This is a genomic window from Bradyrhizobium shewense, assembly GCF_900094605.1.
Classification (GTDB): domain Bacteria; phylum Pseudomonadota; class Alphaproteobacteria; order Rhizobiales; family Xanthobacteraceae; genus Bradyrhizobium; species Bradyrhizobium shewense.
Window position 1 is genome coordinate 81,104 of sequence record NZ_FMAI01000016.1, and the last position, 22,767, is coordinate 103,870.

Here is a 22,767-nt window from a genome sequence, read left to right on the forward strand (position 1 = left end):
GCCCTTCTTTCGCCTACCGCCTAGGAATGCCTGGAGACAACGCCATCGAGCCATCGATCTAGCGCTTTGGATCTTGAAAGCATCTCGTCCGCGAAGCTCCCGCGGCCCCAGTGCAATCGAGCCCGTTACGGCAAGTGCTCCGGTCGTCATTCCGTTGAAGGCATTCGTAAAGGCGACAATCGATCGGCCCTGTCACCTTTTCGCGCCAGTTTCAGAGCAGCCTCGACGCCGTTCGCGCCCGTAGGCCCCGTAATTGAAGCACGTACTCGAGCTTGTCTTGGTTGCAAGATCAGCTGCTGCAACCGCTCGATAAACTTGCTTTCGCTTCGGTATGAAAATCCAGAGCGTTCCCAATCGCGTCTTCCAGCAGATAGGCTATCAGAGCTTGTTTCATCTGCGGATCATTGTGACCAAGATTAAGAGATCCGCAAGCAGACATAACATCGATGAACTCGCGCCCCTCCCGTCCCAAACCCGCGAGCCATGGCCTTGGTGAAAACCTTGGTCCGTCTGCAATAGTAACGTACTTGCGACTCGAGCTCTTCGAAGATCATTTTGAATACCGCGCTTCTATATGATCCGTTTCATTCGACGCTGGCGACGGCGGAGAGGCGTCATCTACCTTTGCTCTCGCCCGTAGCTTGCGCCGGATCGCGAGCAGGTCAGACGAGATCGAACCCAACCCCGCTTCCCTCGCCACCGTAATGAGATAAGCGACAGCGTCCGCCATACGCTCCGCAACGACAGCGTCCGACTCCTTGCGTTTGCGATCAACGGTCATGCGGCCCTCTCGGTAGCTCTTCCAGAGCAGTACAAGACGTTGCCGATTCCGTATTTCATGCAGTGATAAGCAGGCCTGATGTGCTCCCACGGCACATAGAACGCGCGCTCGATCTCGCCCTCGATCAGATCCGGCGCGCCAAGCCAACAAACCCCGTCGCGCACGAAGTGACTGATCAGATGTGGACGCGTCACACCTATCACGCCAATTCCATCGGATCGACCGACATGTTCCGATACTGCGCAAAGCAATTCGGGAATGATGGTTCGCCGAACTTTCGGCGCAACCGATTTATCGACACACACTCGCGTCATTTCCCATATCTGCTCCGAAGAGGGAGCATCACCCTCAACCAAATGAGGCCAATGGCTCTGGAGCATGTAGGGTCTATCGGTCCGCAGCAACCGGATCAGCCCGCGGACTACGCGCTCGCTATCACGCCAAACGAGATAGAGCGCCGATGGAGTATCGAATTCGTCGAACTCCAAATCTTCGTAGTGCTGGTGAGGTAATCCGCGCCTCTCGACGAAGACCTTGTATCGCAGACGCGCCTGCGCCACCATCGCGTCCTGGAACAAATGAGCTGTCGAGAGCGAGAAGGATTCGATCATGTCGGCTCCATCGTTGCTCATAAGAAGCAGGCGGCGCCGATTCTCAACACTGGGAACATCCCTAGTAACACCACCGCGGCAACCTCCACCGACCAAAGGTGGCGACTGGAACTGGGAAGGTCCCGAGGTTACTCAAAGAATGCTGCCGCTAAGCTGCTCGCTCTTCAGAGATACGCTTCAAAATCATGACACCTCCCTCCCAAGACCATCTGTTGGCCGCTCTAACCCAAGCCGCCGAGCACGCAATCAGCATTGTCCGATCAAACAGAACCAAGCGCTCCCAAAAAGAAGCGTTGCGCTTCACCGTCAACAAAAGAGCCTTCTCTCGCAATTTCAAGCAATTATGGTTCTATTCGAACACCTTCGAGAGCAATAACAGCCTCAATCGATTGACAGGAACGGTGTTCTTTCTTTTTTGGAAGAATATGTCGGTGACCAACTTGGCCATCAACGAATTGGTCGCGCTAGTTCGACTGAATAGCAAGGTACGTCCAGAAACCGCGACCGCAGATAGCGCGAATACATACTTCGTTAGCGACTCAGACTACACCTCCTTCATCGAGGAGATCTGGACGTCTTTCTTCGGGGAGCAGCCGCTACCACGCAAGGACGTCGTACAGCGCATCAAAGAAGTCGGCGATCACCTGATACGCTACCATCGACAATCTTTGGAGCGGACGATCATTCTCGAATACTATCACACGTCCGCACTCCTCCACATTCCGCTATCGCTTGAAATTGACCTGCAAAATGTCGTTTCGGCATCGGGGTACATTCAGTCAGCCGGACCGGGGCTTTACGCCAGAAACATAGAAAAAGCGGCCAAGGGCGACTTAATCGCTCAGCTCAATCGCTACCTAGATCGTACCCCGCAGAAGAAGTTCTTTCTTGTGCCATATGCCGATGAATTCTTCAGTCCTTGGGAGAAGGCCCATTCCGCATCCTCCCTCAGAAACGGCCTTGACGGAGTACGCTTTTATTTCAGGAAGCACGCAATCGGGGAACTGACGCTTCAGCAAATGCTATCGCTCATCCCGAGCGAAACGAACGGACGAGTAATAGTCGCCAGCGGATTGAAAGAATATTGGGTTGAAAGACAGCAAAGCATCAAAGCAGGTGCTTGCGATGACACCACGATTTGGTTCGTATCGGACCACAACGTCCACGAAACCGATTTGCGCGGATACTTTTCGCGTGGAACGAAGCAATACTTTTTCGTGTATGCTCAGTTGATCTACAACGCCAGCCAGCTGAACTTATTTAAGGAAAGAAAGCCCGCCTGGCTTGCCCCCGTGACGTTGCCCCACACTCTATGTGGCGCGATGGTCAACATCGCTCAGGATCATTGGGCAAGAACGCAAGAGGGGAATCCCAACACCCCCCCGATAATCCTGGATGCATTCTGCGGAACAGGCACAACGTTAATCGATCTCGCCTACCGCTTTCAAAATGCGATTGTCGTGGGCTTTGACAAGGACTCGTTCTCTTATTCACTCTGCCGCGACAATCTCGAGTTCTTGGCTGCAGACATCGAAGATGTTGAGACCTTCAAGACTTCATACTGCGACCCCGTCTATGCCGAGCAACGCTTCGCCGACGACATCAAGACTTTTCTGGACGCATTCGGTCAACCGAAGTGGGACAAACGAAAGTCGCCGGAGAATCTTTTGGTCGCTGTGGTCGAGAGACTTTTGTACGAGCTAATCAACGACCGCTCGACTACCTCGATACAGCTGGAAAACGCCAAGTTCATTGGCTGGGTTCAGGAGGTCCTCGACAAAGGTTTCGGCGATTCCTTCCAGACTTTTCTAGAACCACTGAAATCGACGCACAAATGGCTGTGTTACCTCGCTTGGCGCGGCTTGGTGAACGGAAGATCGTCGGTTCGCTCTCACGATGATCTCCTAGCAGTGATCCGTCGTGAGCTTCAGCAGTTCTCAGTCGAACTCAAGCAACATGTCGAGGCGATGAGATGCCCGACGTGGATCACAGACGGACACCAACGCTTCGCCCTTGCAAAGGGCACCTATTCCCCGCAATCGCTTTTGGATCGGAAGCGACTGAGCGAACTGGCGGAAAAGATCAAGCGGATTACGGTATCCGAATTAAAGCAAGGCCTTCTCGCGAATAAGCTCGAACCGGGTATCTATATCGCCAATGTCGAGGACTCAGCGCGAGCGCTCGAGAATTTCCCGGGGGCGTTCGACATCTTGATCACCGACCCGCCATACGGCTTCAATACCCATTTCGAAGGGGGCAGCCTGATGGGACTCTTCGGAACGTTCTTTCCGCAGGCGGTCAGATCGCTCTCTCCGAAGGGGCAACTGATCGTTTCCCTCCCGGAGCATTCCCGGAACGGCAGACAGGTCCCGTTTTACCAAACCCGATCTGTCGTCACTCAGCAAATCATCACGGCAGCTCACGACCAAGGCAAGCAGATCGTGAATTTTTCCGACGGCCTCCCCGATCGCGCTGGTATATTCCGGCCCCCATATTATTGGTTTTCCCCAGCCGGTGTGTCCCGCTCGATACTCAAATTCAGCTTTTTCACTTATACTCGACAGAATGTGGAGGACGAAAGTGATGGCTCTCAGGAAAACGTCAGCGTGGACGCTCGCGGCCCTATCTAGTCCGCTCATCTTCGATGAGGACGGAGAGCAGGACACCTTCACTCTCGGAGAGTCTTTCGTGCGCGACCAACGCATCGACAGGATTCGGGAATTGATGAGTACCCGCCGTGACCTGACGATGAGCCAAATTCAGGAAATCGTCGACCGGGAAATCCCGACGCGCTAACCAGGCCGTATCGGCAATAACTAGAACGACGACCTCTGGCCTTCGGCGTAGCCACGACGGCCGCGCAATCTCCTTCCGTGCAAACGTTCAGTGAATACCGCGCCTTGGAGCGAAGGTACGCCACTGCGCAACGATTTCTCCGTCTTTTGGCTCGGTAACCCTCAAGCGCACCCGGCCGGCGTCAATGAGAAGTTCTCGTCCGGGATGGATGGCTATAAAAATCTCCGAATGAGGCAAGGGTATCGATTGCTTCGCTCCTTTGGCTCCGTCGATCACAAAGCGGACCGTTTCACCAGTGCTCAAAGCCAGCCTGCCTTTCAAGGGAGTCGATGCGAAGCTTTGGACCTTGGAGATACCGCAGGATGCCTATCGGCCGGCCGAATTCCCGCTCGAGTTCACCGACACACACATAACTCTTGGCGTGGTCTTCGTGGGTTCCGTGACTGAGGTTTAGCCGAAAGATATCGACCCCGGAAAAGGTAGAGAGCTCGTATCTTCTCAGGCTCGGTACATGCCGGACGGATGGTTGCCAGATCTTGGCGTGACGCGAGCGACGCAATGTATCCCCCCATCTGAAAGGCCAAAGCCGACCCTTACGATGCGGTCGACGGCAGTTGTGCAAACAAACGTCTTCGTCCGTCGCTTAAAACCATGCGATGGACGCTATTGGCAAAGTGAAGCCTGCTTTGAACCGATCCATGACAATCATTGTTTCAATGCGTCTTATCTCTGAACTTTCGTCTGTAAGACGCCGGGCAAACCGCTCGTAATCTTCCATATCGTTTACGGTAACTAGCAAGACGACGTCGGCCAGACCTGTAACGTAGAATGCGCTCATCACTTCAGACATCTTGCGAATTTGCCGCTTTAGGCGATCAACGGTGTCGGCACGCGTGCGCTCTAAGGAAATGAGAACCACTGCCGTCACATTCTGCCCAATTGCTTTTGGAGAAATGATGGAAACGTCGGCCTCAATGATACCCTTGGCTCGAAGGCGCTTCAGCCGACGTTGAACTCCGGATGCGGATAGGCCGACCTTCCTTCCAAGATGTTCACTGCAGAGGCGATTGTCTCGTTGGACGAGATCAAGAAGACGAAAATCGATCCTGTCGAGTTTCATCACTGCCTCGCGGCTAGCGGATTGCAATCGCGTCCGAGAAGTAGACGCCTGCGCGGCTTGTCCTGGCATTTTCAACTCGTCACTACGCAGCCTAGCTGTTGAACGATCGATTTCTCCCGCTGTCATCTGTCTTGGAACACCTATGGGAGCCCAGCTCTTCGCGATATTCGAAGACAGTTGATGCGGCGATCTCCCCCTCCGCCGGAGGCTCACCACGCTAGAAGCCGGCCGCCATCTCGAGAATGTGGCCAGTCGGGATCTACCTTTGCTGAGAGCTGCAGATGAAGGCTATTTCACTCTAGTCCTATCGATGCGCGCCCCGGACCCGCACACATATTCCCTCGGCACACACGAGTGTGGTAGACGGTCAAGCTCTGGAAGCGCGGCTTTTTGCTCCTGATCAGCGGAAAGCACTATTGCGTTGAACGTGCGATATGCGAATACGATGGCGCGACCGATTGTTGTGCCGGCCGCGGGATAAAATACACGCACGGGAAGTCATGTCGGCGCCGCAAGCATGAAGACCCTAGATTGCGTTGCCTTGTGCACCCAGGACGCTTCCGTAACTGTCGGTCGCCAATCCGGCGGGCGTGCCAAGCGTTGCCTGAATGATCGGAAACGCGACAAATGTCCGTCCATGTTTGGTCCAAGATTTGGATTTTTTCCACGGTCGGATCGCCGAAGGTTCGATTGAAAGCCGTTTTCCACACCATTCAAGAGGGGATCCCGTCCTCGGGCAGCGTGCGCATTGTGTTCCTCGATTGTCTTTTTAAGCTCAGCGGAATCTAGTCCCAGCTGCTTTGCGAGCTCCGAAATCGTTTCACCTGCCTTGATGTAGCCAAGGCGGACAAGTTTGCGATGCTCGACGTCCAGGGCCATAGCTGATCCCGGCAGGTCACCAACCTTACTGCGCGTCCTTTCAGCAATCTGCTTCAAGACTTCGTTGGGCGCCTTCGCATCGGCTTGTTTGTTAGCGCCATCCCTCTTAGTGCCGACGTCAATCAGTATGGCCTTGCGGCCGCACGCCTCGATGATGTCGGCAAGGTAAAACGCCTCGCGGCCCTTCGTATCCAGCGTGGCCACGATCGCGACCGCCCCCGTAGTCGCGGAACCAATAGCCAGTTCGGACACGTTACCATCCCGGACCAACCTCTGGCCGTCCGTGCAATGGCGAGACACGATCTTCCTCCCACTCCTAACAACAGAAGGTCTAGACCTGGTTGTACCCGGGTATAAGATCGGTGAGGCGCGCAAGTGGGTAAGATTGGGTAGAAACGGTGAGAGCGGAAGTGCCGGCAGACTTGCCACACACATGTCGGACATAGCTAAAGCCGGACAATTGCAAGTCTACGCGCCCTCTTTGCGCAGCCTTCCAGAAGGCCCTCCTAGTGGTCATGGCGACCCTGCCAATCCTCGACTGGAAGGACGCCGGCATCACCGGCGAGCCCAAGAAGTTCAATGCCGGTTGCTTGGAAATAGGAATCTGCCGCTTCCCGATTTTGCGCTACAAGTATCGAGCTCTCAGCTCATGCAATCCAGCCGAGGGTTGAAGCATGACCCACGATCAAGCAACCATCGAAGCTTCTAAGATCAGCGCAAGAGCCACGGTTGAAGCAGCTCGAATAGCCGCCGATGTTGCCCAGACCAACGGAATACTTACTGCTATCGGAGCAACTGCAGCTGTTCTAGCAGCCGCAATTACGGCGTACGTTACTTTTCGCAACGCCCGCGACACCATCCTCCTCCAACTGGGAAAGGAGCAGGAGCAGAAGGCGACGCTCAGTGCAAACCTCCGCGCCACGATTGAAGACACTATAAAACAGGTTGATGATGCCGTAATGATCTACAAGGGAGATTTTGCCGAACCCGTCGAATTACGCGTGCTTCCGTTGCCGAGCGCTATCGAGCGATCCGACCCAAAAGGTCTTTCTTCCTTAGGTCCAGAGATTAACGAAGCCATCGCGTTAGCTAGATTGTGTTTGAACGACTATCGGCGGGCCAAGGAGCCCATTCAGAACCGGCACCGAAAACCAAAAGACACCAAGCCAGCCCAATTGAAGGAACGACCTTCGGACTTTGATACTGTAATAAGTACCGCCGAGGCATACAGTACGGCGCTACGCAGGCTAAACTCCCTTTTGGCAACGCGTTGACGCCAGCTTGGTGATGCGCAGTTCGTCAATCCAGTCGTTGAGCGGGTCGGCATTGCCGAACAGCCCGGCACCACCGATGTAAAGATTGCTCGGACCGTTCACAGCGCTGTTGGCTGGCGTCGCGCTGCCAAGCATCGCGCCGTTCTTGTAGCGCCGGATCTTTCCAGTTGCGTCCCTATCGACGGCGAGGTGATACCATGTGGCCGCCGCGCGCCTCGTACAGAAACGGCGCCCGTGGTGGCCCCAGCATCAGGCCGGGGGGCATGACGATGCTGGGGCCGCCGGACAGGCTCTTGCCTCGTGGGACGAGGCCGTCACCCGCCAGACACAAGCACATTTGCGATCTGCTGTTCCTACGATTGCCTATTATTCCCGGATGTGTGTCCAGCAGGGCCGCAGGCGCCGCTCTGGTACGACCCCTACGGCCCGAGCCGCGACGTTCCGCACGATCGGCGCGGCGCTTAGATCCTAAGCATATCGCGGGCCAACTCTGCCACGCTCATGGCCCGTCATTAGCGCGAATCTGTCAGTGTTGCTCTTGGGATGGGGTCGTGGGGGACATACGCGGCCGTCAGAGGTGAAGGCCCGCCAGCCCCGGCGGGGCTTCCCTTTCCTCGATGCACGTTAAGCCTGCGGAACATTGTGAAGTAGATCATATTGCAAGCGAGAAAGGCTGCGGTACGCTCCGTCTCACCGGGGCTGGCTCCATATTTTACTTAGACCTTTTCACCCGGTCTATTTTGACCATCGCGCTGGCCGCAGCAGTCCCCCTGCTGCGGCCTTCGTACTGACGGGGACGCCCCCCGATTCACTTCGGAGAGACCTTTATGCCCAATGAGAATTGCCTGATTGTTCGTGCTGCCGGGAAACAGCTTGACCTGTTGCGGGGCGAAGCTTCCCGCATCGCAAAAGCTGCTAACATTGGTTGGTGGACCGACCGCGCGGAGATCGGCACTAGGTTCTGTTTTGAAGATCCTAAATCAAAAGAGTCTTTCGCACTCACTTGCGATCGCCTCGGCATCACCTGCCAGGAGGGCTAGTCGATTGAAAAACCCGGCGACCTGGGAGCCGGCGGGTTCTCAACGATGGGCTGCATTGCGCCCCCAAGATCACCTCTTGCGACCCAACCGAGCCGGACGGCGCACACTCTCTTTTCATGGTGGCTGCGGATATTCGCGTCATCGTTTTCTGCGCCGATTATGGCGGTAGCCACAGCGTTGCCTTGAACGGCGATCGATGGGCTGATGATGTGCGGCTACGGGACATCGGGTCGCGGTTCGTCTGCCGGGCCTGCGGTAGACGCGGCGCCGATGTCAGACCCGATTTCGAGAGCGGCAAGCCGCCACTGGCTCTGGGATATCGATGAACCTGACTAACGAACGGCCCTATTCCAATCCGAGGCTGCCGCACGCAAGCTCCTCGAGCCCGCCGCCGGCATCGAGGCGGTCCAGGACCGCCGCATCCATATCGAGAAGATCAACGCGCCGTTCCTGTCGCAGAACGGCTGCAAGGCGACAGATTCGGGGCCGGCATCAAGTTCGCAGCCGAGCGCGGCTGGCTCGAGCCGCACGAGAGCGGCACCTATGTGAGGCTGCTGCCTGGCCGCAAGACCCAATAGCCGTTTCCGGCCGAAGAGAGTGCCTGACAAAGGGACACACGGAGCGAGGGTCCATTAATTAAGCTGACCGGACCACAGGTGGTTGGCCGTCATGGGCATCGAACGCCATTTCACTCCAACGTATTCCCGGGATCGAGCGGAGGAGTTCCGAGCGAAAGCCGCCATTTGCGAGCACCCCCAAACCAAGGCATCGCTCCTCAGGGTTGGCACGGCCTACGACGAACTGGCTCGTCGATCTGACACGATCCGCACAGTGCAAAACGCCGAGTACGGCTGCCTAAAACACCGGGAACAAAGCAGTGGAGTAGTGACTTAGCATCTCCGCAGACACGCCTCGACAAGGTGTCGCTGACACAAGGCCTCAGCTCCCGCCAGCCAACAGCGACGTTTCGTTCTGTTTCAGTTCGTCGGGGATAGGCTCAGGACGGCTAGCGAGTTCAACGCCACCTCGACCAATTCGATTGCGCGATCCTTGTTGCCGCTCTCGTAATAATACTGCGCTACCGCACCATAGGACAGGTACTTGAAGCCGCCGTCCCGTTGCGGAGGATTCAGCGCAAGAATGTGTTCGGACAACTCTTTGCCCATAGCAAGGCGCTCGGCAGACGGGAAGTGGGAGTTGTCATTCGCCCGATTGAAGAGTTGGCGCAGCAGCGCTATTGGCGGAAAGCACGTGGTCCCGGAACCGAGCACGAACAATCAAAATCCGATCACTTCTCGACACGCGGCGGTTCACCGGAACATGCCGCCTCATGGTCCGCCTGCATGCGCTGACGCACGAGCCGCCTGCGGGATCCCATCTCGCCGGTCAGCTCGCCGCCGATCTGAACGTCCGCCAACTGACCGACTTCGGACAACTGCGCGGACACTTTGTGGCCGCTCCTGCGCCTTGTCGCGGCTCACGGCCCAGCTTGCCCGGTCTGCGATCCGCGCCCCCTCAACGGCAGCATAGCGTCCAGCGCCTGATCGATATCATTGCAGATGACCGTTTTGCCGCCATCGCGCGCGATGGACGATTGCGCGATGCGCCGCATGAACTCCTTGATGAAGGCGGCGCTGACGCCCTCGCTCTGTCGCACGGCTTCAGCGACAACGGCCTCCGTGAGTGGCAGGCGTTTGCCATAGAGCCGCACCAGCTTGTCGCGGCCATGAGCATCAGGTAAAGGCATCTCGATGAGCTGGTCGATCCGGCCAGGCCGCTCCGCGAGCGCGCCCTCGAGCTCTTCCAGTCGGTTGGTGGTAAGTAAGAACAGGATGTCGGCGTCCTCCTTCAGCCCATCCATCTCATTGAGCAGCTTGTTGAGCAGCACTTCTTCTCTCGTTTCTCGCATCTCATTGCGGTCGCGCGCGATCAGATCGACGTCCTCGATCACCACTAAGCCGGCTGCAACAGCCGGGCGAGGTTCATATATTCACCGAGCGCACCGACCTCCCCGGCTGCCATTATTAGGGTGGTCTGATCAGCCAGGTTAGTTGCGAGGTATCGGATCGTGTGGGTCTTGCCGGTGCCGGGCGGGCCATAAAGCAAGATGCCCTTGCGTGTCGATTGGCCGAGCTGGCGCAGCGCATCGCGCATTCCGACAAAGCTCAATACATTTCCATCGAGTAGTTTGAGCGCCTTTTCGGGCAGGATCACGTCCGCGCGGTCTACCCGGGGCCAACGATGCACCGTAACGCCGCGCGAACGGCCGCTGTAATTCGGATCGCTCTCGAGGGACAGGATCTTGCCACGGTACGATCCGGCGGATTGCACCGCTCTCTCCAGTTCAACGAAGCAGTGCTGCGCGAAAGACTCGCCGGCCCCGCCGGCGGGCACCGCGACCTCAATGAGCATCATCTCCTCTGGGCTTGTCCCGCATTGTTGAATGGGCTCGCGGTAATAGGACAGCACGACAGCGTAACGAAACTCGTTCGCCTCGGATAGCCACAGCCCATTGTGCAGGCATTTGACTGGCATAGCCTCGCCGATGTCGATCTCGTGGTATTGTGGCGACGCCACCAAGACGGGATCGTCTCCGGCGCGCCGGAGCTCCGCGAATGACAGCTTCTCCAAAGTCCATCGCTGCTGCAGCAGGCCAAAGAAGCGGACCGGCGAAGCGAACAGCTTGTCGATTGCGATCTGGATGTCCGCGCGCATGTGGCCGGGAAATTGCCGCAGCATAGTCACGAGGCTGTTCGGCGGGATATCGGCGAAATGCCAGGCAACCGCGTCACGGGCACATTCGAACTGGATTTCGGACGGATCTGGCGCCTCGGTTTCGCCAGCAGGCTCGGAGGTGATTTGCAACGTATGTCCTTTAGCTCGGATTCGTTCCTGCGCCGCATCGAAGAGCGCCTTTGCAACTGACGGTGGGAAGGGGCCGCACGCGGCCTTGTCCTGCCGTTCGATCAACATGGAAAGGGCGTAGGCATCGCGCTGATGTCTGCCGAACACCTCCCGGAATAGATCCACCACGAAACCGCGTGGCGTCTCCCCGGCATCTTGAAACACCAGCCGAGCAGACTCGGGCACAGTGCAAACTTGTTCATCCATCCGAAGCTCCTAGTATGAGTGAAACGGTTTGTCGTCGGCCTTACTACGCCTGATGCGCTCCATTCGTCGTCCGGTTGTTAGATGAACTTGCGCTTTGCCGTCCAGGCACCATTCAGCCACATGGACTGCCGGAGGATTCATTGGCGCCTCACGGTGCGCCCCATCCAGTTCGGCGTCGATTGGCCCGAATGGCGCAATCGACTGGGATAGCCGAGTAAGGACACGCAGGACCCGCCGGACCAAACGCACAAGCGCGTAGTGGACCCGGGCGACGGCATGTTTGGGCTTTGTCAGTATCCTCACAATTCTGCTCTCTCCTATAGTCTTGAAAAGACGCGCCGGTGTTGGTGTAGTTGACGAATGATGTCACTGCTTGTCATCAAGCCTCTCTCGTTTCCGGATCTTTCAGCAAATTGCATGCCGGTCGCGAAAACGACGCTCAAACTGTTCTTTGCAGGAGAATCGGGACCTGCCCAGGAGCATGAGCTTCGCTTCTTGAAGCTCGCGAGTTGCAAGATTAGCGAGCGGACGTTCACGCGCATCGCGGTTTTGCCGACGGCGCTAGCCACACTCTGGCCGGACTTTTCGCAACCGATATCCTCCTTTTGGACAAGCGCTAGCTATAGGCCCCGCCGCGCCAGGATACGGGCGCACTGGCGCTGACAAACGCACCACCGATCACCACGATGTCCGCTGACTTGGGCTGCGCCTCATCACCGCTGATGTGGTGGATAATAGGCGGCATGGGGCCTCGGCAATCAAGAAGAGCTAGCGGCATCGGCGACGCGGTGCCGCCTAATGCACCGACAGCTGCGGCATTTTGGTTCTTTGTGCCGAACATCGCCGGCATTCGGGAGTGCGCTGAAGAGGCACAGCCACCCTCGAGGCGTTTACGCGGCAATGCGGGACTGCTTGCGCCGGTGAGACAAGAATCGTCAAGCGACATCCGGATTTAAGGCCCAATTGCGCAATAAAGAATGTTACCGGACAACTTCCTTGTCGTGTCTCGGGCGGAGCTGCCGAATCGTTCGGTGGCGGCATGGCAGGAAAGATCGGCACGCGCGCAAAGCGCGAGACCACATCAGCGCTGGCGAAGCATTATCGGGCGAGCGGGCAGCTCGAGAAGGAACGGATTTCAGACGAGTTTTGCGCCGTTACGGGGCGGCACCGTCAGCACGCGATCCGAGCACTGTCGGGTTCGGCGGTGCCGCGGCGACGGGGCCGGAGCTACAGAGCTTTCATTCACGTTGCACTAATTGTGCTGTGGGACGCCTGTGACCGGCTCTGCAGTAAGCGGCTCGTCGCGATGATCCCGTTCTTGCTTCCGGGTCTCGAACGGCAGGGCAAGTTGAAGCATTCTGCCGATGAACGGTGGGAGGTTTTGAAAGTGAGCGCGGCGACGATCGATCGCCTGCTGAGCGAAGTAAAGAGCGCAGCAGCCGGGGGACGCCGAGAGGGCGCGGGCCTTTCCAGGGCCGTACGGCGCGAGTCCCGGTGCGCACATTCAAAGTCTGGGGATCACCTCCGCCGGTTATTGCGAAGCTTATCCGGTTGCGCACGGCGGCATGTCCGTATCCGGCGCGTTCATTCAGACGTTAACAATGGCGGATATAGCAGCGGTGGACCGAACGCTTCCGCTCGTCGTGCGTGAAGCAGCTCTTGTGGTCGAGGCTCGAGCGCGCGCAGAGCCTATTTCCCTGGCCCGTTCGTGGGCTCGATTTTGACAACGACAGCGCCTTCATGAACGACGCGGTCGTGTCGTGGTGCCGTTCTCACACTTGTCGAAAGTCACGTTCCAGGACCTACCAGGAGAAGATCAGGCATTCGTTGAACAAAAGAAAGGAGCTATCGTTCGCCTAGTGAGTTACGGGCGGCTTGAAGGCATTGATGCCGCTCGCTCATTAGCTCGCCTGTTTGCGGCTGCACGGCTGCACATCAATTTCTTCCAGCCTTCCTTTAAGCTGAAGGAGAAGCACCGCGAAGCCACCACGTGATCAAGGGCTATCTTCCTCCCGCTACGCCGTACGAGGTCCACCCGGGCTCAATGAGGCATTTAAAGGTTGGCTGCGGGACATTGACCGCATGCTTGATCCGGTGGCATTGCTGGCGCGGATGCGGCACGCTAAAATCAGCTGGGCAAGCGCGTTGATCCGCAGGCTGGAAAGCCAGCGAGAACTGTGGCGCCGTTGCGAAGCGACTTGGGCGGCCCCCTGACGGAGAGCTCGGCAATGTTGGGAACGGGGTGAGCAGCGGGGCATTCATCGGCGCCGCTATGTGCGGCGCAAGCCTGTGCCACGTGGCCATCGACGCTCGAGCCCTCCATTCCCATCATCCAGGAATGGATTGGCGCGGCTAGCCAAGCTTCCAAACAGCGATTGAAATCGCTCACGAAAATACCCCTCAGTTACCCACCTCTTAGAACCTCTGTTCTGGTGGGTAACAAACAGGCTTTCCTCTGTTCGCGGGGAAGGAAATGGCGGAGATCGTGCGTGACCTCTCGCAACGTCGGCCGCGTCAGCTAAAAAGCCGCCGGCTGACATTGATGATGAAGCCAGCGGGCGCGCCGATGATGGCGCCGAGCAAGCCGTAGCCAAAGGCGCCAAACGCGCCGACCATCACCGCGCAGGAAGAAGCCTATTCCGGGGCACAAGACCATCATGCCAATCAAGGTCTGATCGTTTTTCTCTTCGATCCGGTGCAGGCGTCGCTCTTCGGAGCTCTCCACATAGGGCCCGGCTGGCTCACGCGGGCAAGCCAAGGCCGAAAACGAGACACCGCTGCCGCAGTCGTTGCAGCCTATCAGTTCGTGTTGTGCGCGCTGACCCGTCATGAGCCCAGCCTCCTCAGTACCCCGCGGCGCTATAAGGTCCACCCTTGACGCGATGGGGGTGTCGGCGGGCATTTGTTGTAATGGGTTAGGTCGAGCTGACGACGATCAGCTTAGACGCCATCGCCACGCCCCCCCGGCGAAGCTCTCTATTTCAGCAACTCATCGATCGAAACCTCGCCAAACGGAGTTGGAATCGCGCGCCTGGCGACGAAAAGACCGATCACGCGCGTCTGTGGCGCGCGCTCCAAAATCATCTCCTTGATGGCCTTGAAATGGGAGCCTGTCGTGAGAACGTCGTCGAAGATGCCGACAATACCACGCAGGTTTTGCAGGTGGTTTTCCGCGATCCTGTAGTTCTGCTTGAGTTCGGCCGGTGCCTTCCGGTTGCCGCCTTTGAACGTGTCGGTAGAGGCGATCTGCTCAATTAGTTCCCGGACGTCTGGCGGCGCCGACGCACGGATTCCTCTGCAAACCTGCACCATCCGATCATCGTAGGCAGGATCGGTCTTCACCTTCGATGGCGGTATCGGAACGATCGTGGCCTTGGCTAGCCATTCGGCGTTCAAGACCGCAGACAGGTCGCGAGCGCATCTGGCAACGGCCGGAGCTTTGTAGTGGTAGCCACCATCGTTACGCTTCTTCTGAAGATTGTGAATCAGCTGATTGGTGTCGCCACCCTGCCAACCCTTACCGGCCGTGTATTCGTAGAGGTAATGACAATCGTCACCCTCATCAAGGTACCAGTGGTCCCGGCGGTTGGTTTCGTCAATTTGCTGAAGGAGGAGTGGCATTACCCAACGCACCCCAGATATCGCTGAGGTTGCGGACACGGATCGCGCCCCGCTTCTCGAAGTTCGCCGGCCAGGTGATGTCGTCCCGCTTGAAGCAAGAATCGAGAATGAACAGCTTGCGGCCCTGCTGAAGGGCGGCGCGGGCTTGCGTGAGCGTCCCGCTTGTGTCGCTGGCCTCGACGATGATCGTTCCCTCGGTGAGAGCGCTCATGGTGACATTGCGCTCAGGGAAAAACAACTTGTTCTGGGGGACGTGCTGGCTGGCGTACCGGAGAACTGGCACCTGAGAAATAAGCAGATTCTCCTCCGCGATCCTGCGCTGGAGCGCCTGATTTTCCTTCGGGTAATAGGTCCCGATCGGTGTGCCGATCACAGCGACCGTATGGCCCTTCGCCTCAAGCGCGGCCGTATGAACTGCTGTGTCGATACCGGTCGCGAGTCCCGAGACGACGGTGAAGCCGCGCTCAACCAACGCACGTGACAACTTTCCCGCACGCAACTTCCCGTCTTCACTTGGATTGCGGCTGCCGACAACGGCAACGCATCGGGTCTCAACGAGCTCCCAAGCGCCTTGAAAATAGAGCATCTCGACCGGATGCCTCGCATCTCGGAGCTTCGCAGGATAGTTGCCGGTGAGATTCAGCCGAGTGCCGAACCTAGACACGCCTGCCCTCTTGAGCCCAGCTAAAACTTCGGATGCGCGAGCGTCGGCCACGATCCCTGAGACGAAGTCGGAGGGCACGGCAGTCGGATCTGACGCGAATTTATCTGCGATCGTTTTGAACGTAGCCCCCTTCTCGAGCCACAGCGCTTCATACGCACCCAACTCCCTGCGCGGGGAGATTGACCGTACGGCCGGCCCATCATTCATTCTTGCGAGAAGGTTCATCGTCCAACCCTAGCTAGCCCCTGCCGCGGCGTCGAATCCGCAGAATCGAAGTCCCCTACTTTGAAGAGCCAACGCTTTTGCGGGGCCAAAGCGGCAGGAGAGCGTATCACGTTATAAGAACGAATCAAGAACATCGCGATATATCGTTACAAAACATCGGGTTAAACGGTTAAAATTTTCTTGATTTGCACTTGGCGTGCCCGTTCATCGGGCCCGACCGGGACTCTATCGGTCGGCCGCCTCAGCCCCCACGCGATAGCGGCGTACGAATCGCGGCCTCCATGGGCACCCGATCAGCCAGCCGCCACTAAAAACAGCTGCCCCCACCAAAAAGGAAAAGGTGTTGATGAGTTGGCGCCGTTCGCTCGCAGCGCCCCGGGTCGACGACTGATCCCAGCTATAGTCTTGGCTAGGCAGTGGTCCGCGCGGCTCTGCCTATGGTCGCCGCCGACCCGTTAGGGTGCGGCGGCTTCCAAAGCGAACGATCCGTAGAGGGTCGGTTGGGGCGGGGCGCTTTGCGGGGGACCGCGCCCCCTTCCTCTTGCGGACGTTGACAATCAACATACGGGAAAATCGCCACCGTCCCATGCGGAAAATCCGCAGGGCACACGTGTTCACAGTCTGCGATAAGCAGTCACGGCAGCATCCACGTCACGCGATTGTCCGCATAAGCGAGCTCCGCGAGGACATCACTGAGTTCTCCCTATGGGCGGACGCAGTAGTGAAATCAAACGTGCTGGACGCCCACGACGAACTGCGACGGCAAATTTCGTCGCGATTTCCCTTCGTATTCGAGAGTCTTCGCGATTGCGGTGGCCGGATCGGTGGAGTGGCGATGCCGCGGCATCTTTGCGCTCAGTACGGTCACTATCTCGAAGACAGCTTCGCGCGGCTCATGAAGGAAGTCGCATCCGTTACCGAGCAATCCTGGCTTTGGGCGGCCAGGTCACGATGGCTTGGTACTGATTTGCGCTGAACCAACCGTGTGGCGACGGCGCTGCCGGAACGCGCTGCTAGCCGGAAACCTCGTTGCCGCTCAATTCCGGCGCGTGCATCAACACGCGCGATGATTTTAGGCGTGTGTAATTTGGATTCCGCCGGCGACTCGCGGCGCACGTGTGGTACGGCGCGCTACCCTTTTACTTTAAGGAAATCAGCAATGGGCGTCTATTTGGTCACTTGGGATCTAAACAAACACAAGCCGAACTATGCGCAGGCGCGACAGAATCTCGTCGATCACATGTCGCGCTACCCACATATCAAAGATGAGGGTCTCGACTCGGTATGGTTCATCCAGTCCGCCTCCACAGCCGACACGCTGGATTCTGACATCCGGCGATACATGGATAACAACGACAGGCTGATGGTCACGAAACTGGTGAATGGTCAGCATCAAGGCTGGTTGTCCCAAAAGGTCTGGGACTGGATCAACGCGCGCATCTAACTGAAGGACTTCCAGGGCTAAGGTGCAAAACCCGAGTTACAACGCAAAGCAAGAAAATGAGTTCATGGGACGGACTTAGTCCTGGCCAGTTCTTGGCACGAGTAGCGTTTTCAGTCGCGATCACGGCCGCCGTGATCGTCGGAACATTCATCGCAATCCGCTACATGGTGGGCTTTCATCGGTGATCACAGCAAGAGAGCGCAGCAATGGCGAATGAACGAGATGTTTTCGGCCGGATCGATGAGATCGAACTCACGAGTCGGCAGCGATCATAGTTGAGCAGGCCGACGACGAGATCACCGCGGTTATTGCGAGCGTTGTAGGCGTCCACTTTCAGGTCTCGGCGGATCAGGCGCTCAAACTCTCTCGTGCCTTGGCTGTTGCCGCGGAGAATGAGAAGAAATTCCGTGTCACCGATTGACTTGACAGACTTGCCGACCGGCGGACAGAAATCGCCGATGAGCTTGGGGAACTCTTGCAGAGCATCCAGTTTCATCATGCATTTGTACGTCATGGTCGGGATTGCCGTGATTGTCGCGGTTTTGATCCTGGCAGCACCGCTTATCCTCACCCTGCTCGGCGACGGCCTGCATTGGAAAATCTTGGCAGTAGTCGCGACCGCGGCCATTGCCATCGTTATGCTCTGGATCCCGGCCGGCTTCGTTGCTTATGCAGCGGCTGTTGGATGCGCCAACAGAGCTCAGGAAAAGCGTAAACGGCGGCTGCAGATCGAAGCTCGCGGACTGGCTGCAGTGAGAAGAGCTCTTCACGTGCCCTGGTCGGCGAGGCTTCTGCGCAGGCTTCGCCTGCGATCTTGATGGTGCCCGCGGCCGGAAGCGAGGCCCGGCAACGGAGGCTAACCCAGCCGGACCTCGCAGCCGCTTGATCCCGGAGGGGATCGACGTGAAGGATCGCATAGAAAGCGTGCCGTTTTCCGTCCTAATTGCGTATCGTTTCGCCGGAAAGCACCAATGCGATACGGGGCGGCGAACCAAAGTCCGCCAGCCGGCGAGTCAAGGTGTCAAACGACACGAAGATCGATTTTGATTTCGCGGCTCACTACAATGCGCGTACCGGCGTCCATCGCAATAGCCGCAGGCCAGCACATTCATCGCCCGATCTCGGAAACGCTCGATATGATGCGAGCATAATTTGGAGATTCTTGCACGGTTGTTAAGGCTACCGGGAAAGAAGGCGGAGTCGCCTGCGCCGCGTCGATGTCCACAAAGAAGCATAAGAAGCAAGCAAAGAAAGCCGCTGCTGCACGTCGGTCCGGAGAAATTCGACAGGTAACGCACGGCACCAATGATCATCCCCTCCGCATCGGCGATATCGAAATCCCGTGCTATGTCCTCGACGATGAAACTCGCGTTTTATCGCAACAACCCTCTGCCGGGCTAGGGCGTGTTGGTTGCGGGAGGCCTAACACTCGATTATTGGGATTGATTGAACAAGCGGATCCAAGGTTTGTTGCATGACAGGTCGCTGACGGGGCCATTTAAGAGTGAGCCTCGACCTAAGAACATCAATAACTTACCGGTCGCACCACAGGGCCTACCCTACCCAAAGTGGCGCATTCGTTGGATCATCGGCGGACCAAAAGCACCGAGAACACGACGTAGCGTCGCCGTCAGCCTCGCCATCGATCCGGAAGCGGTGCCCCGGTACCAAGATCAATCTCGATGATGCCCTGGCCCTTGCGTCGACGCGCCGCCGTCGTCGTCAATGGCGCTTCGGCCACTTCCAGCGGCGGCACAGAAGCCCCAATCTCGACCCCCACGAACGGCCCTATATACTCTTCATCGTGCTTGCAAAGCTCCTTGCGCTACCTGAACAGCTGACTCACATGGCCATGCGAGCCGCCTCGGAAACACTGGCGCCGAGCTCCAGCGATGCTGCAACAAGCCGCTCCCTCTCATCCAGCGACCGCCGCGCCGCCGCTCTACCAATGTGATCAACTCCGCCCTCGAAATCATCATGGAGGTACTCCTAGGATTATCCCTACGCCCTGCAGCGATCGCGTTCGTCAAACAAGGCGGCCTCTGGCGGAGGTATACGATCTTCGGCGTACGGCCCCGCTTCCGCGCGCTGAGAGAGAAAGACGCCGTTGGCCACGCTCAGTCGCCGCCCGCGCGTTTCGTCCATAGCACGCCATCGCACCACACGTGGTCAACGCGGTCCCACTGGCACGCAGATGCCGCATTCGGGAAAAAACCACGTCCGTTGTGATTGGCGCTGGTGTTGCATAGTAGCGGAATGCCCGTCAGCCCTTCGTATTCGACGAGAAGTTCGGCGATTTTGTGCTGAGAGGTCCTGCAAATAGTCTGCAATCGCGCAGATCCGTCCAGATGCACAACAGCGGGGACCTTATCCCGCCATTCTGCGCGTGTTAGGTGCTCGAAGAGCATGTAAGGGTCTGGCGTTCCAGGACTAAAAATATCCGGCGCACGATCTTCCAGGCATATTGGCGCTACCGGCCGAAAGTCCTCGCGAAGTTTGATGTCGTTGAGACGGTCCTTCATTTGCGGCGATGTCGCCGCGGCGAGTATGCTTCTGCTACCCAAAGCCCGAGGTCCAAGCTCCGCGCGGCCTGCAAGGAAAATGACCGGCTTGTTGCTGGCGAGGATGGTGGCAAGTTCACGTATGCTGCATGGTGAGCCGCCCCATCCGGGCGGCACGTCGCCTGTTTCCACAGCTGGACCACTATAGACGGACCAATCCAATGGTACAAAGCCTTGGTCTGCCGCCAATGCCGAGCAAGCGGCACCTATTGCGGAGCCACTGTCATTCGGAAAGGGGGGCACCCAGATAGCATCGAACAAGCCGGCAGCTCGTAGTGCGCTATTCCATTTTATGTTGAGACCGCAGCCGCCGGTTATGCACAGATTGCGCGCGGGAAGGCTCGAATGCCTCTGTATAGCACTCGCGAGCTTGCTAACGAGGAGTCGCTCTTGGAAGCAATGAAAGGATGCAAGCACATTTGCGGGGGGGTTGGCCTTTAACCGTACCGCGCAGGCATCGAAGAACGCATGGACAGGCTCAAGCGCAGCGTCCTCGCTGCAACGACCGACTGGCTCCGTGAACGTGCCAAAATGATTTTCGTAGAGCCCCTGAAACACCTCGACGATGCTTTCATCGACTGAACCGAGCGCGATGTAGGCCATCAACTTGCCCGCAACACCGAGGTCCCACTTGGTCCGGTTCGCCTGCTTGTATGGTCCGAAGTGATAGCCTGCGGCAGCATAAGCATGCCCGATCAGCGGGAAGAGACACTCGAGGAACCTGGCTGCGCGGCGTTCCACATGGTAGAGACGCGGAAAGGAGGCGCCGTCCCAAACCAGACAGAACGCGGGCTGTCCGGCCTTGGCGAAAGGGCTAGTACAAAAAGCGGAAGCCACATGGGCTGTGACATGCGGATAGCTTTGATAAGGGAAGGCGCTCCCGTTTAGCATCAGCCCAGAGCCGTCGTGCGCTATGAGGAGGCCTTCGGCCTCGCCCTCAGCATACGGCGCCCCTTTAAGGGTAATGGGTGCAGTCCCACTGAGAACCTGAAATTGTGACTCAACCTCGCCCCACCATCCGTCGATGACGAACCGATCAACGTCACGCGTATCAAAACCGTGCTCTGCCAAAGCGACAACAACTGCATCGAGATTGTCGATTTTTCGATATCTCGGATTATTGTCTCGCTTTTCCTGCTCGACACAAAAGACAAGCCGTCCGTCCTCGATAAGGGCGACTGCTCCGTCATGGGTCAGTTTGATACCGCAGATGCGCATACTGTCTTCGAACCTAATGTCGGTGATCCACACGATTTCAGGGCGCCGTAACTGTTGCTCATGTCGCGAGACTCAGATGGGCTCCCATCTGTCACGATGCACGCTCTGGGCCAGTTCCAGTGAGTTGAATAGCTGGCGATTGTCTGATCAACGTCGGGATTGGAAGCGGCTTGACCTATTCGTGACAACGCACGCGTTCGGTTTCGGACGAAGCATTCTGGCCAACGACGACAATATGCGTGCGTGCGGCCTGCGGCCCGCGCGCCTTCTCCGACGTCGAGCGAACGAGCGCAGCGGAACTCTCTACCGGATGAACGAGATCATGGCCGCGCGATGCCAGCGAGTGGCTCACGTTGAAAAAGACGCACTTTTGAAATTCAGTTAGAACCTAGGCATTCGCGTTAGCATCACCTCAAATAGGTCGTCGCGAACCGCGCGTATCATAGGTGCCCTATACTGAGATGGCGGGGTCAGTAAGACCGAATGCGCTTGTCTGCACCGCTCTTGGGTTGAAGCGTAAGCGCCGTTCAGGGGCCACTTACTGGGGGACGGGGTGAACTGCCGAGTTTGCGGTTCGGTTTGGACCGTGAGGCTTAGAATGGCCACTGTGCATACTGCCCTCACGGAGCCGGTGCGGCGGCTCGAGGTCTTCACCGGAGCCGGCCTGGGCGGAAGTGGAGCGACGAGGAAGGCCCGGATTGTTGCGGAGATCGTTATGAGTGGCGAGCCGGCGCTCGACGGCATGGATTGTCGCCGCAGCAGTTGTTTGGCTGGCGCCGTCAGTTGCGAGAAGCAGCGCGCGGTCATTTCGAAGAAGAAGTGCAGTTTGTGCCGGCGGTGGTGGATGCCGTGGTGCCGGCTCCAGCTCTTGGCCGTGAGCGCAAGGCACCGCGCTGCAAGGCCAAGGCGGATACCGAGGTCATCGAGATCAAAGTTAACGGCATTACGATCCGGGCTCGCCGTAGTGCGGACCCGACGATGATTGCGTCGATCGTCTAGGCGCTGAAGGCGAGCCGGTGATCGGTCCGTCGGGTGCGGTCCGGGTGATGGTGGCGACCAAACCGGTTGACTTCCCCCAAGAGAATGGAGGGCTTGCTACCCTGGTGCGAGAGCATGGGGGCAAATCCCTTCTCGGGAGCTGTCTATGTGTTCAGGGCCAAGCGGGCGGATCAGATTTAAGCTGATGTTCTGGGACGGAACGGGCCTGTGTCTGTTCATCGGGCGGCTCGAGGATGGGATCTTCTGCTGGCCGAAGATCGAGGATGGCGTGATGCGCCTGTCGGCGGCGCTATTGTCGGCATTGCTCCAAGGTCTCCTGGCGGCGTGTCTACGAGGGACGAGAGACGCCGGCGCCAACGCAAGCGGGATAGTTGTTGGCGGCACTGCGGCGAAGTGAATCAGGCGCGTCGGCCGCGTCGCCAG

General features: G+C 57.8%; 23 protein-coding genes. 8 read left to right on the forward strand and 15 right to left on the reverse strand.

From position 1 onward, the window contains the following. Window positions 1–777: 777 nt before the first annotated feature. Entirely contained in the window at window positions 778–1,392 is a 615-nt protein-coding gene (locus GA0061098_RS27275) for an acyl-homoserine-lactone synthase (RefSeq protein ID WP_165637636.1), read from the reverse strand. A gap of 212 nt (window positions 1,393–1,604) precedes the next feature. Between GA0061098_RS27275 and GA0061098_RS27280 the strand changes: the two genes are divergently transcribed. Further along, a complete protein-coding gene (locus tag GA0061098_RS27280) occupies window positions 1,605–4,022 on the forward strand; it encodes a TRM11 family methyltransferase (RefSeq protein ID WP_129590958.1) in 2,418 nt (805 codons plus the stop codon). Between the two features lie 455 nt (window positions 4,023–4,477). Here the strand turns inward: GA0061098_RS27280 and GA0061098_RS46305 are convergent, their stop codons facing one another. From GA0061098_RS46305 to GA0061098_RS46310, 3 genes are all read right to left on the reverse strand, one after another. Beyond that, on the reverse strand, window positions 4,478–4,810 hold the full coding sequence (locus tag GA0061098_RS46305; RefSeq protein WP_347337542.1) for a pyruvate kinase: 333 nt from the start codon (window positions 4,808–4,810) through the stop codon (window positions 4,478–4,480). 21 nt (window positions 4,811–4,831) lie between these two features. Further along, a complete protein-coding gene (locus GA0061098_RS27295; protein WP_091963905.1) occupies window positions 4,832–5,308 on the reverse strand; it encodes an Lrp/AsnC family transcriptional regulator in 477 nt (158 codons plus the stop codon). A 498-nt stretch (window positions 5,309–5,806) separates the two neighbouring features. After that, complete coding sequence (locus GA0061098_RS46310; RefSeq protein ID WP_245323632.1) at window positions 5,807–6,439, reverse strand: Tm-1-like ATP-binding domain-containing protein; 633 nt, start codon at window positions 6,437–6,439, stop codon at window positions 5,807–5,809. Window positions 6,440–6,861: 422 nt separating this feature from the next. Here GA0061098_RS46310 and GA0061098_RS27305 point away from each other — a divergent pair, with 422 nt between their 5' ends. Continuing rightward, the gene (locus tag GA0061098_RS27305; protein WP_091963907.1) at window positions 6,862–7,461 is read left to right on the forward strand and encodes a hypothetical protein; all 600 of its coding nucleotides are present in this window, start codon (window positions 6,862–6,864) and stop codon (window positions 7,459–7,461) included. On the opposite strand, the gene GA0061098_RS27310 is transcribed toward GA0061098_RS27305, so the two are convergent. Further along, window positions 7,435–7,620 carry a hypothetical protein gene (locus GA0061098_RS27310; RefSeq protein WP_245323661.1) on the reverse strand — a complete coding sequence of 62 codons (186 nt, stop codon included), beginning with the start codon at window positions 7,618–7,620 and terminating at the stop codon, window positions 7,435–7,437. The two genes, GA0061098_RS27305 and GA0061098_RS27310, sit on opposite strands and share 27 nt — an antisense overlap. A gap of 668 nt (window positions 7,621–8,288) precedes the next feature. On the opposite strand from GA0061098_RS27310, the gene GA0061098_RS27315 reads away from it, so the two are divergent. Beyond that, window positions 8,289–8,501, forward strand: coding sequence for a hypothetical protein (locus tag GA0061098_RS27315; RefSeq protein ID WP_091963911.1), 213 nt, complete (start codon window positions 8,289–8,291; stop codon window positions 8,499–8,501). Between the two features lie 977 nt (window positions 8,502–9,478). Here the strand turns inward: GA0061098_RS27315 and GA0061098_RS27330 are convergent. The 5 genes from GA0061098_RS27330 to GA0061098_RS44080 all read right to left on the reverse strand — a co-directional run bounded on the left by GA0061098_RS27330 (window position 9,479) and on the right by GA0061098_RS44080 (window position 12,453). After that, entirely contained in the window at window positions 9,479–9,778 is a 300-nt protein-coding gene (locus tag GA0061098_RS27330; protein WP_347337543.1) for a hypothetical protein, read from the reverse strand. Between the two features lie 11 nt (window positions 9,779–9,789). Beyond that, a complete protein-coding gene (locus tag GA0061098_RS45200; protein ID WP_165637637.1) occupies window positions 9,790–9,948 on the reverse strand; it encodes a hypothetical protein in 159 nt (52 codons plus the stop codon). A 30-nt stretch (window positions 9,949–9,978) separates the two neighbouring features. Then, window positions 9,979–10,455: an AAA family ATPase gene (locus GA0061098_RS47020; protein WP_283808006.1), complete on the reverse strand. Its 477-nt coding sequence runs from the start codon at window positions 10,453–10,455 to the stop codon at window positions 9,979–9,981. Continuing rightward, complete coding sequence (locus tag GA0061098_RS27335) at window positions 10,455–11,612, reverse strand: ATP-dependent Clp protease adaptor ClpS (RefSeq protein WP_283808007.1); 1,158 nt, start codon at window positions 11,610–11,612, stop codon at window positions 10,455–10,457. Before GA0061098_RS27335 ends, GA0061098_RS47020 begins: the two co-directional genes overlap by 1 nt. Before the next feature lie 616 nt (window positions 11,613–12,228). Then, window positions 12,229–12,453, reverse strand: coding sequence for a hypothetical protein (locus GA0061098_RS44080; RefSeq protein WP_208610686.1), 225 nt, complete (start codon window positions 12,451–12,453; stop codon window positions 12,229–12,231). A 937-nt stretch (window positions 12,454–13,390) separates the two neighbouring features. On the opposite strand from GA0061098_RS44080, the gene GA0061098_RS44085 reads away from it, so the two are divergent. Next, window positions 13,391–13,606 carry a hypothetical protein gene (locus GA0061098_RS44085; protein ID WP_129590961.1) on the forward strand — a complete coding sequence of 72 codons (216 nt, stop codon included), beginning with the start codon at window positions 13,391–13,393 and terminating at the stop codon, window positions 13,604–13,606. Between the two features lie 524 nt (window positions 13,607–14,130). Here the strand turns inward: GA0061098_RS44085 and GA0061098_RS27340 are convergent. From GA0061098_RS27340 to GA0061098_RS27350, 3 genes are all read right to left on the reverse strand, one after another. Continuing rightward, complete coding sequence (locus tag GA0061098_RS27340) at window positions 14,131–14,442, reverse strand: hypothetical protein (protein ID WP_245323634.1); 312 nt, start codon at window positions 14,440–14,442, stop codon at window positions 14,131–14,133. A 146-nt stretch (window positions 14,443–14,588) separates the two neighbouring features. After that, entirely contained in the window at window positions 14,589–15,233 is a 645-nt protein-coding gene (locus GA0061098_RS27345; RefSeq protein ID WP_091963916.1) for a hypothetical protein, read from the reverse strand. Next, window positions 15,208–16,122 carry a DNA-processing protein DprA gene (locus GA0061098_RS27350; RefSeq protein WP_091963919.1) on the reverse strand — a complete coding sequence of 305 codons (915 nt, stop codon included), beginning with the start codon at window positions 16,120–16,122 and terminating at the stop codon, window positions 15,208–15,210. Before GA0061098_RS27350 ends, GA0061098_RS27345 begins: the two co-directional genes overlap by 26 nt. 1,159 nt (window positions 16,123–17,281) lie before the next feature. Here GA0061098_RS27350 and GA0061098_RS27360 point away from each other — a divergent pair. Further along, window positions 17,282–17,566, forward strand: coding sequence for a hypothetical protein (locus tag GA0061098_RS27360; RefSeq protein WP_091963925.1), 285 nt, complete (start codon window positions 17,282–17,284; stop codon window positions 17,564–17,566). A 175-nt stretch (window positions 17,567–17,741) separates the two neighbouring features. On the opposite strand, the gene GA0061098_RS45205 is transcribed toward GA0061098_RS27360, so the two are convergent. Next, a complete protein-coding gene (locus GA0061098_RS45205) occupies window positions 17,742–18,065 on the reverse strand; it encodes a hypothetical protein (protein ID WP_165637638.1) in 324 nt (107 codons plus the stop codon). Here GA0061098_RS45205 and GA0061098_RS27370 point away from each other — a divergent pair. After that, window positions 18,064–18,384 carry a hypothetical protein gene (locus tag GA0061098_RS27370; RefSeq protein ID WP_165637639.1) on the forward strand — a complete coding sequence of 107 codons (321 nt, stop codon included), beginning with the start codon at window positions 18,064–18,066 and terminating at the stop codon, window positions 18,382–18,384. The genes GA0061098_RS45205 and GA0061098_RS27370 overlap by 2 nt on opposite strands. A gap of 1,299 nt (window positions 18,385–19,683) precedes the next feature. Here GA0061098_RS27370 and nodU read toward each other — a convergent pair. Next, window positions 19,684–21,345, reverse strand: a complete 1,662-nt coding sequence (nodU, locus tag GA0061098_RS27375; protein ID WP_091963932.1) for a nodulation protein NodU — start codon at window positions 21,343–21,345, stop codon at window positions 19,684–19,686. Window positions 21,346–22,092: 747 nt separating this feature from the next. Here nodU and GA0061098_RS46315 point away from each other — a divergent pair. Beyond that, a complete protein-coding gene (locus tag GA0061098_RS46315; protein WP_245323636.1) occupies window positions 22,093–22,344 on the forward strand; it encodes a hypothetical protein in 252 nt (83 codons plus the stop codon). A gap of 184 nt (window positions 22,345–22,528) precedes the next feature. After that, complete coding sequence (tnpB, locus tag GA0061098_RS47490; protein ID WP_165637640.1) at window positions 22,529–22,741, forward strand: IS66 family insertion sequence element accessory protein TnpB; 213 nt, start codon at window positions 22,529–22,531, stop codon at window positions 22,739–22,741. The last annotated feature ends 26 nt before the right edge of the window (window positions 22,742–22,767 follow it).

What these genes read in the sequence shown, in the direction of transcription:
- GA0061098_RS45205 (WP_165637638.1), bottom strand. Translation starts at nt 18,065, where the DNA reads ATGATGAAACTGGATGCTCTGCAAGAGTTCCCCAAGCTCATCGGCGAT.
- GA0061098_RS27295 (WP_091963905.1), bottom strand. Translation starts at nt 5,308, where the DNA reads ATGAAACTCGACAGGATCGATTTTCGTCTTCTTGATCTCGTCCAACGA.
- GA0061098_RS27335 (WP_283808007.1), bottom strand. Translation starts at nt 11,612, where the DNA reads ATGGATGAACAAGTTTGCACTGTGCCCGAGTCTGCTCGGCTGGTGTTT.
- GA0061098_RS44080 (WP_208610686.1), bottom strand. Translation starts at nt 12,453, where the DNA reads ATGTTCGGCACAAAGAACCAAAATGCCGCAGCTGTCGGTGCATTAGGC.
- GA0061098_RS27360 (WP_091963925.1), top strand. Translation starts at nt 17,282, where the DNA reads ATGGGCGTCTATTTGGTCACTTGGGATCTAAACAAACACAAGCCGAAC.
- GA0061098_RS27315 (WP_091963911.1), top strand. Translation starts at nt 8,289, where the DNA reads ATGCCCAATGAGAATTGCCTGATTGTTCGTGCTGCCGGGAAACAGCTT.
- GA0061098_RS27345 (WP_091963916.1), bottom strand. Translation starts at nt 15,233, where the DNA reads ATGCCACTCCTCCTTCAGCAAATTGACGAAACCAACCGCCGGGACCAC.
- GA0061098_RS27350 (WP_091963919.1), bottom strand. Translation starts at nt 16,122, where the DNA reads ATGAACCTTCTCGCAAGAATGAATGATGGGCCGGCCGTACGGTCAATC.
- tnpB (WP_165637640.1), top strand. Translation starts at nt 22,529, where the DNA reads ATGTTCTGGGACGGAACGGGCCTGTGTCTGTTCATCGGGCGGCTCGAG.
- GA0061098_RS27275 (WP_165637636.1), bottom strand. Translation starts at nt 1,392, where the DNA reads ATGATCGAATCCTTCTCGCTCTCGACAGCTCATTTGTTCCAGGACGCG.
- nodU (WP_091963932.1), bottom strand. Translation starts at nt 21,345, where the DNA reads ATGCGCATCTGCGGTATCAAACTGACCCATGACGGAGCAGTCGCCCTT.
- GA0061098_RS27370 (WP_165637639.1), top strand. Translation starts at nt 18,064, where the DNA reads ATGCATTTGTACGTCATGGTCGGGATTGCCGTGATTGTCGCGGTTTTG.
- GA0061098_RS27340 (WP_245323634.1), bottom strand. Translation starts at nt 14,442, where the DNA reads ATGACGGGTCAGCGCGCACAACACGAACTGATAGGCTGCAACGACTGC.
- GA0061098_RS27305 (WP_091963907.1), top strand. Translation starts at nt 6,862, where the DNA reads ATGACCCACGATCAAGCAACCATCGAAGCTTCTAAGATCAGCGCAAGA.